We start from the raw sequence: 7842 nt of genomic DNA on the forward strand, positions 1-7842 counted from the left end.
GCCCCTCCGTCCTACCGGGTTGATTCCGTCACCCGTCCTGGCCACCTGCAGTCTTGGCCCCAACCCGCGCGATCAACGCGCCCGCCGCGGCGTCCCGCAGGCGCTCCGGCCGGGCGATGGACGCCTCGTTCGAGAGCGCGCGCCGGAGCAGCAGGTGCGCCGGATGCTCCCAGGTGAAGCCGATACCGCCGTGGACCTGGATGCAGCCCTCCGCCACCGCGACGCCCGCGCCGAGCGCCTCCGCGCTGGCGAGGTCCGCGGCGATCACCGCGGCCGGGTCCTCGGCGGCCAGGTCGGCCGCGGCGAGGACCTGGCCGCGGGCGCTCTGCGCGCTGACCAGAAGATCCGCGCACTTGTGGGAGATCGCCTGATAGGAGCCGATGGGCTGGCCGAACTGCTCCCGCTGCCCGGCCCACTCCACCGCGAGGGCGAGCGCCCGGTTGGCCACCCCCACCGAGTCCGCCGCGACGAGCAGCCGCGCGACCCGGCGAGCGGATTCGAGCGCTTGCGCCGCCACCGCCCCGACGGCCACCGGCCGCGCGGGCGCCCGGTGGAATTCGACCAAGCCCACCGTGGAGGTGAGGTCTACCGGGGACTGCACGGACATCGTGGCGGCAGTCGGGTCCACCGTCGCCAGCACCAAGTCGCCGGTGGCCGCGTCGGCGGCGAGCACCACGAGCACGTCCGCGACCGGCGCGCCGACCACTCGCTCCACGCCGCCGGTCAGGTGGCCGTCGGAGAACACGGGCAGCCCGGTGTGGCGCACCCAGCCGTCATCGTCCACCGCGGCCACGAAGGCGGCGGTGCAGCCGGCGATCACCGTTCGCGCCGCCTCCTCCGCGCCGGCGTCCAGGAGCACCTGCAGCGCAATCGCGGTGGGCACCAGCGGCACCGGGGCCAGGTGGAACGCGGCCTCCTCCACTGCGACGCACAGCAGGCGCGTCGACGCGTCCCCGCCGCCAAGCGCCGCGGGGGCCGCCAGCCCGGGCAGGCCGAACATCACCAGCTGGTCCCACAGACCGATGTCGTAGTCCCCGGGCCTGCTCTCGCTGGTGAGGAACTTCTCGGTGTCCACCCGCGCGGCCAGGAGGCCGCCCAGGATCTCACGCAGCGCCGCCTCGTCCTCGTCCGGCTTGACCAGCGGCCGCCCGGGCGCGGCCACCGGCGCGCGCCGGCCCTCGCCGCGGTGTGAGGGCAGGCCGAGCACGCCCTCAGCGATGGTGTTCCGTTGGATCTCCGCGGTGCCGGCGCCGATGGTGGCAGCCCGGGACATCAGGTATCCGTAGGTCCACCGGCCGTTCTCCACCACGCCCAGCGAGCGCGTGCCGAGGACGGCCGCGTTGCCGGTCAGTCGCAGGGCCAGCGACTGCAGCCGCTGCTCGAACTCCGACTTGACCAGCCGGTTGATCGACGCCACGCCGCCCGGGTCCTCGCCGCGCAGGACCGCGTCGAGCGCCCGCGCGCTGTTGGCCGCGATGGCCCGCACCGACGCCTCCGCGCGGGCGAGCTCCTGGCGGACCAGCGGATCCTCGCCATAGCCCCGCTCGATCGCGAGACGGACGACCTTGTCGACGGTCCCCCGGTAGCGGAACTCGTCCGCCAGGAACGCGGTGGCACGCTCGTGGCCGAGAGAGGTCCGCATGATGGACCAGCCCTTGCCCTCCTCGCCGATGCGGTTCGCGACCGGGACGTCGACGGCGTCGAAGAAGACCTCGGCGAAGTGGTGCCCGCCGGCGGCGTCGCGCAGGGGCCGGACCTCGATGCCCGGCGAGTCCATGGGAATCAGCAGGTAGGTGATGCCTGCGGTGCCGCGCCCGGGCGGGCCGGTGCGCACCAGTGCGAAGATCCAGTCGGCCTGGTCCGCCTTGGTGGTCCAGATCTTCTGCCCTGTGACCCGGTAGACGTCGCCGTCGCGGATCGCGCGGGTGGACAGCGACGCCAGGTCGCTGCCCGCGCCGGGCTCCGAGAAGCCCTGGCACCACAGCTCGTCGGCCCGCAGGAGCGGCGTGAGGAAGCGGTCCTTCTGTGCCGGAGTGCCGTGGACGATGATCGTGGGCGCCACGATCATCGACATCGCGCTCGGGTGCTTGGGCGTGCCAGCCGCCGCCGTCATCCGGTAGTAGTCCAGCTGGTCCTCGAGGGAGAGCGCCATGCCGCCAACCGCCACGGGCCAGCCGGGCGCGGCCAGGCCCGCGTCGACGAGCTCGCCCTGCCAGGCCGCCGCCGCCGTGGCCCGCGCCTTCGAGGTGGCCGGCCGCGGGCGCGCCTTGTAGTCCTGAAGCAGCGCGGTCAGCCGGCCGCGCCAGTCACCCGTCTGCGCGTCGAGCACCGATGTTGAGGCCAACTCCACCTCGCCACCTCCCCTTTTTCTTGATCGAATTCGTTGGCGGTCAGTCTTGGGGCGCGCGCCGCTTGCCGAACCGGGCACCGACCTCCGAGCCGCTGGTGCGGAAGCCCACCGAGGCCTCGGCCTCCAGCCCCAGCGCGTGCGCCGTGGTGGCCCCCGCTCCGTCTTTGAGCAGGCGCAGCATCCGCTGGATGGCGCCCGGATGCCCGGCCGCGATCTTGTCCGCGATCGCCATGGTGCGGACCATGAGCTCGCCGTGCTCGACCACCTCGTTCGCAAGGCCGATGCGCGCGGCCTCCGCGCCGTCGATCGGCTCGCCGCTGAGCATGAACTGCACCGCGGCGGGCAGGCCCACCATGCGGGGCAGCAGCGCGCTGCCGCCCCAACCGTTGAGCAGGCCGATCTGGGCGTGGGTGTCGGCGAACTCTGCGCGGGCCGAGGCGATGATGAACGAGCAGCTCACCACCAGCTCATAGCCGCCGGTGTAGCAGGGGCCGTTGACGGCCGCGATCACCGGTTTCGAGATCGACCGCAGCACCTGCGTGGGGGTGGCGCCCTCCGTGCGCGGCGACGGGCCCGAGAGCGCCTCGGGCAGATCGACCCCCGCCGAGAACGACGTGCCCGCACCGGTGATGACGACGACGCGCACGCCCTCGTCGGCGTCCGCCCGCCACAGCTCCCGCTTGAGTGATTTGCGCATCGCTCGGTTGATCGCGTTCCGGCGGTCCGGCCGGTTCAGCGTCAGGACCGTGACGGGGCCGACCTTCTCGACCAGGACGGGGGTCTCCGCCACCGCGGGAGCTTGCTCGGTCATCGCGCTCAACCGACCGTGATCGGGTCGACGACGACGTTGCGCGCGAGGTGCCCGAGCAACGCCTCCGCGTCGGCGGAGATGCGGCGCACCAGGTCGCCTGCCGGCGGAATGTCGTGGATCAGGCCCTGCACCACGCCGACGGTCCAGATGCCCGCCTCCGGGTCGCCGAACTCATAAACCGTGCGCCCGCGGGTGCCCACGACGAGGTCCTTCACATCGCGGAACCGCCCACCGGCGTTGAGGATCTCGACGACCTCCTCGCTGACCGAGTTCCGCGCGGCCCGCATCGTGTTGCGGAGCTGGCGGAAGATCAGCTGGGTGTCCAGCTCGGAGGCGTCGACAATCTGCTGCTTGATGTTCTCGTGGATCGGGCTTTCCTGAGTGCACATGAAGCGCGTGCCCATGTTGATGCCGTCGGCCCCCAGCGCGAGCGCCGCCACGAGGCCACGGCCGTCCGCGAAGCCGCCGGACGCGACGAACGGGATCTTCAGCGCGTCCGCCGCCGCGGGGATCAGCACGAGGCCGGGGATGTCGTCCTCACCCGGGTGCCCCGCGCACTCGAAGCCGTCGATGCTCACCGCGTCGACACCGATCCGCTCCGCCTTGAGGGCGTGCCGGACGCTGGTGCACTTGTGGATGACCTTGATGCCGTGCTGCTTGAAGTGCTCGACGTGCTCGGTCGGATCTGAACCGGCGGTCTCGACGATCGTGACACCGGAGTCGATGATTACCTGCCGGAGCTCCGGGTACGGCGGCGGGTTGACTGACAATGTGAGCGTCAAGTTGACGCCGAAGGGCTTGTCGGTCATCTCCCGGCACCGCGCGATCTCCTCCGCCAGCGCCTGTGGGGTCGGCTGCGTGAGCGCGGTGATGATGCCCAGGCCCCCGGCCTCGGACACCGCGGCGGCGAGCTCCGCGCGGCCGACCCACATCATCCCGCCCTGCACGATCGGGTGCTCGACGCCGAACGCCTCGGTGAACCGTGTCTTCAACATCGCTGCTCCTTGGCGTGCGCCGGGTGTCCGGGGATCATTGCCACGGTGATCTACCCCACCGTCCACTTACACTAAGCTAACATAGTTCACTATGTGAGTTAACGCAATCGGATAGCCCCTGAAATCGGCTTGGACCAGCGCTAGAGCGCACGGCGACTGCACGTGTCCGTTACCGCTGACCCCTCAAAACGGCCGGTTAGCGGCCATATTCCCGGACCGGGTTTGCTGCCGATCCCACGGAATCTGCGCGACGGGTGCTTTACTGGGTGCTCATAGTCAGCCTTGAGCGAAGAGAAGGTGTACGAATCATGACCGATGCCGCAGCCGTGTCACCCGTCTTCGAACTGCGTCCGCAGTCGGGGCGGGCCATTCGCACCCCCAAGACCGCCGAGCTGGTGGCGGCCAAGCTTCGCAGCATGATCGTCGACGGCGAGCTCAAGGATGGCGACCACCTGCCGCACGAGGCCGAGCTGATGGAGCACTTCGCAGTGAGCCGCCCGACGCTGCGCGAGGCCGTTCGGGTCCTCGAGGCGGAGCGGCTGGTCGAGGTGCGCCGCGGGTCCCGTTCCGGCGCCCGTGTGTGCGTGCCGGGCCCCGAGGTCGTCGCCCGCCCCGCGTCACTGCTCCTGGAGCTCTCCGGCGCCACGGTCGCCGACGTGTTCGTCGCCCGCGAGGCGATCGAGCCCGCCGCGGCCCGGATCCTCGCGGAGACCGGCATGGCGGAGGCCTACGACGAGCTGGAGCGGCTGCTGGACGAGGAAGTCCCCGCCGCGTTCGCCGCCGGGGACTTCGGTCCCGCCGCGGCCCGCTTCCACCTGCGGATGGTCCAGCTCTCGGGCAACGCCACCCTCGCGCTCATCGCCGGGATGCTGCATGAGATCTTCGAACGACACACCGGCAACATCGCCCGCGAGCGCGCGATCTCCGATGCCGAGGCCTCGCAGCAGCGCTACAAGCTGTTCGTCCGGTCCCTCCGCAAGCTCATCAAGTTGCTCCGCGAGCACGACGGCGAGGGCGCGGCCGAGCACTGGGCCAAGCACATGCGCACCGCGCAGGCCATGCTCTTGGCCGGCAACGAGGACACTCAGGTGCGGGACATCCTGAACTGACCGTGTGGGGCCGGGCCAGCTCAGGATCTAGTCAGCCCAGGATCCGGTACGACGGGTCCGCGGTGCCCCGGCTCCCCCAGGTCTGCGGCCCCGCCGGATTCCGGGCCTCGTGCATGATGTCGGCGATGAAGGTCCGGTGCGCGATCGCCCAGACGCCGTCTCGTCGCGACCATTCGTCGACGTAGCGGCCGCGGTGGAACTGGTCGACCACCTCCCCGTCGACCGGCCGGCCCCGCAGCCAGACCGCGACATAGGCCTCGCTCACTGCCCGGTCCCCAGCCGCGTCAACCTGTATGAGGACGTTGCCGATCAGGTGCGAGTGGCATTCGAAGCGCTCATGGAATGCCCACACGTAGTCGAGGAACTCCGTGCCCAGCCCGCTGATGGACGGGCCGTAGTCGGCGGTCCCGTCCGCGTGCCAGACGCTGTCGGCGAGGCCCCGGTCCATCCGGTCGAGGCCGCGGGCATACGAGTGCAGGACCTCGGTGATCTCCTGCTTGGCCGCCAAAACAGCCAGCAGCCCGTTCTCCCCTGTGCCCATGCCGTCCACCCTTCTTCGCAGAATTATCGCGCTGTTCGTTGCGCCGCAGGCAGTCCACGGCCCGAAACGGATGTGCCCCGGTGGTCAGAAAGACCACCGGGGCGCATTTCACATCAACGCGGCGGCGGCGTGAACTTATGGCCCCAGAGCGCGCCCTCCGTGATCCCGTAGGTGGGCACCGCGGTCTCGACCCGCAGCCCCTCCCATCCGCACTCCACCGCGTAGAGCTCCGGGGAGTAGACGTAGAACGAGAGCATCTGGTCGTTGGTGTGCTTGCCGAGGGTGTTCATCATGGGCACCTCGAGCTCGCCCGCGCGATCCAGCGCCCGGCCGACGTCGTCGATCGAGGCCATCTCCACCATCAGGTGCAGCATCGAGCCCGGCCCGGGCTTCGGGGCGAGCCCGAAGGAGTGGTGCCGCGGGTTGCACCCCATGAAGTAGGTGGGCCCGGCGGTGTTCCGCTCCACGAAACCGAGCACACGCTCGTAGAAGTCGAACGCTGTCGGCACGTCCTCGGCGGAGACGATGACGTGGCCCAGCCCCATGTCGCCGGTGACGAACCCGCTGACCAGGGGCGTGTTGATGAGCACGTGGTCGAGGATGGGTCCGTAGAACAGCTCGACCGCGTTGCCCGCGGGGTCGTCGAAGCGGGCGAAGCCGGTGACCCGGCGCTCGGCGCATTCTGGTGCGGTCCCCGCCGTGACCTTGATCCCCTCGGCCTCGACGTCGCGCACGACGGCGGCAAGGTCGCGGGCGTGCATGACCTCGAAGCCCAGGGCGCCCAGCGAGGGCTCGGCCGCCGGCGTCACCACGATGCGTGCCGGGTACTCGTCCAGCCGGAAGTAGAGCGAGTCCGGATCGTTGCCGTCGACGCGCATCATGCCCATGAAGTCCTCGCCGAACCTCCGCCATGCGGCGATATCAGGCGAGTTCAGCCTGACGTAGCCAAGGGACGTAACCGCCATTTTCCACTCCAATCAAAGGCCATCGAGCATTAGTCGGGTTAGTGCGCAGTTATCGACTCAGACGTGAGTCAGTCGGTCCAGAGGTAGCGGTCCGCGACCCGGTGGTGGTTCCAGATCGTCATCTCCTGCTCCTGGCTGAGCCGGTGCCCGTCGAAGCTCGGCGAGTGCATGCCCGCCGTGACCTCGCTCGTGTTCGCCAGGTCCTGGGAGATCACCTGGCCCATGTCCGCGTCCCGCCAATCGTCGAAGTACTCCGGCGTGAACTCGCGCTTGAGGTCGTAGTCCGCCACCGGGATCTGATCCAGACTGAACACCTCGAACAGGGCCTTATCGGGATCGTTGTCCACCGGCCGCGCCCGATACCAGAACGCCGAGCCCTGACCGGGCAGGATGATGGAGTTCGGGAACACGCTCCACGAGCTGCCGGCCTCCGACCACTGCTCGGGCGTGATCTGCGGCCAGTCGAAGCCCTCGTTTACCGACAACTCGCGGTAGAGCTGCAGGAAGTACTCGCCAGCGGACATACCCTCCGGCAACTCCGCCGTTTTCAGCGTCTCCGCCGCGCGCCAGCTGCGCTCGTTTTCCAGGCCCCGCATGTCCTCGTGCAGGTACTGCACCGAGTTCGCCAGGTTCAGCCGCTCATCGGACTTGCCGTCGGAGCTGCGCACCGACGGATCCTTGCCCTTGTTCCCGACTGCCGACTTCTTCGGGCCGAGTGAGGAGTAGTGGGAATGGCGCTCATAGATCGTCGTCGGCGACCACGGCCGCATATCGAGCTCTTTCAGCGACGCGAGCTTGTCGTTGCTCCGGTCGAGGCGGAACAGCTGCGGGTGGACCGCCGCCACGTGATACGCCTCGAGGAAGCCGTCGAGCGCGGTCTTCCAGTTGCAGGGGACGATCACGCCCTTGCCCCAGCGGATGCGGAAGTTCTCCAGCTGGAATGGCGCGAAGATCCGCACGATCGGGTCCAGGTACTCCAGCAGGGGCATCGCGTCCAGGTCCATGTTGATGAACACGAAGCCGCCCCACTGCTCCGCCAACACCGTCGCCAGGCCCAAGTCGTCATCCGAG

7 protein-coding genes are annotated in these 7842 nt (G+C 69.8%); 1 reads left to right on the top strand and 6 read right to left on the bottom strand.

Annotated elements, in window-relative coordinates; translation table 11 throughout:
- Positions 1-28: 28 nt before the first annotated feature.
- The 3 genes from TBIF_RS15210 to TBIF_RS15220 are packed head-to-tail and all read right to left on the bottom strand — an operon-like array spanning position 29 to position 4156.
- Complete coding sequence (locus TBIF_RS15210; protein ID WP_235174776.1) at positions 29-2350, bottom strand: acyl-CoA dehydrogenase family protein; 2322 nt, start codon at positions 2348-2350, stop codon at positions 29-31.
- 40 nt (positions 2351-2390) lie between these two features.
- Positions 2391-3161 (bottom strand): enoyl-CoA hydratase-related protein, encoded by a 771-nt coding sequence (locus TBIF_RS15215; protein ID WP_024795632.1) that lies wholly within the window; start codon positions 3159-3161, stop codon positions 2391-2393.
- A 5-nt stretch (positions 3162-3166) separates the two neighbouring features.
- Positions 3167-4156 carry an NAD(P)H-dependent flavin oxidoreductase gene (locus TBIF_RS15220; protein WP_024795633.1) on the bottom strand — a complete coding sequence of 330 codons (990 nt, stop codon included), beginning with the start codon at positions 4154-4156 and terminating at the stop codon, positions 3167-3169.
- A 308-nt stretch (positions 4157-4464) separates the two neighbouring features.
- Here TBIF_RS15220 and TBIF_RS15225 point away from each other — a divergent pair, with 308 nt between their 5' ends.
- Positions 4465-5265: a FadR/GntR family transcriptional regulator gene (locus TBIF_RS15225; RefSeq protein ID WP_024795634.1), complete on the top strand. Its 801-nt coding sequence runs from the start codon at positions 4465-4467 to the stop codon at positions 5263-5265.
- 31 nt (positions 5266-5296) lie between these two features.
- Here TBIF_RS15225 and TBIF_RS15230 read toward each other — a convergent pair whose 3' ends face one another.
- The 3 genes from TBIF_RS15230 to TBIF_RS15240 all read right to left on the bottom strand — a co-directional run.
- Complete coding sequence (locus tag TBIF_RS15230) at positions 5297-5806, bottom strand: nuclear transport factor 2 family protein (protein ID WP_038171467.1); 510 nt, start codon at positions 5804-5806, stop codon at positions 5297-5299.
- 113 nt (positions 5807-5919) lie between these two features.
- A complete protein-coding gene (locus TBIF_RS15235; RefSeq protein ID WP_024795636.1) occupies positions 5920-6771 on the bottom strand; it encodes a VOC family protein in 852 nt (283 codons plus the stop codon).
- A gap of 68 nt (positions 6772-6839) precedes the next feature.
- A partial coding sequence (locus TBIF_RS15240) for an SRPBCC family protein (RefSeq protein ID WP_024795637.1) occupies positions 6840-7842 on the bottom strand: 1003 nt, incomplete at its 5' end.

Origin of the sequence: Tomitella biformata AHU 1821 (assembly GCF_000524475.1) — a bacterium.
Taxonomy (GTDB): domain Bacteria; phylum Actinomycetota; class Actinomycetes; order Mycobacteriales; family Mycobacteriaceae; genus Tomitella; species Tomitella biformata.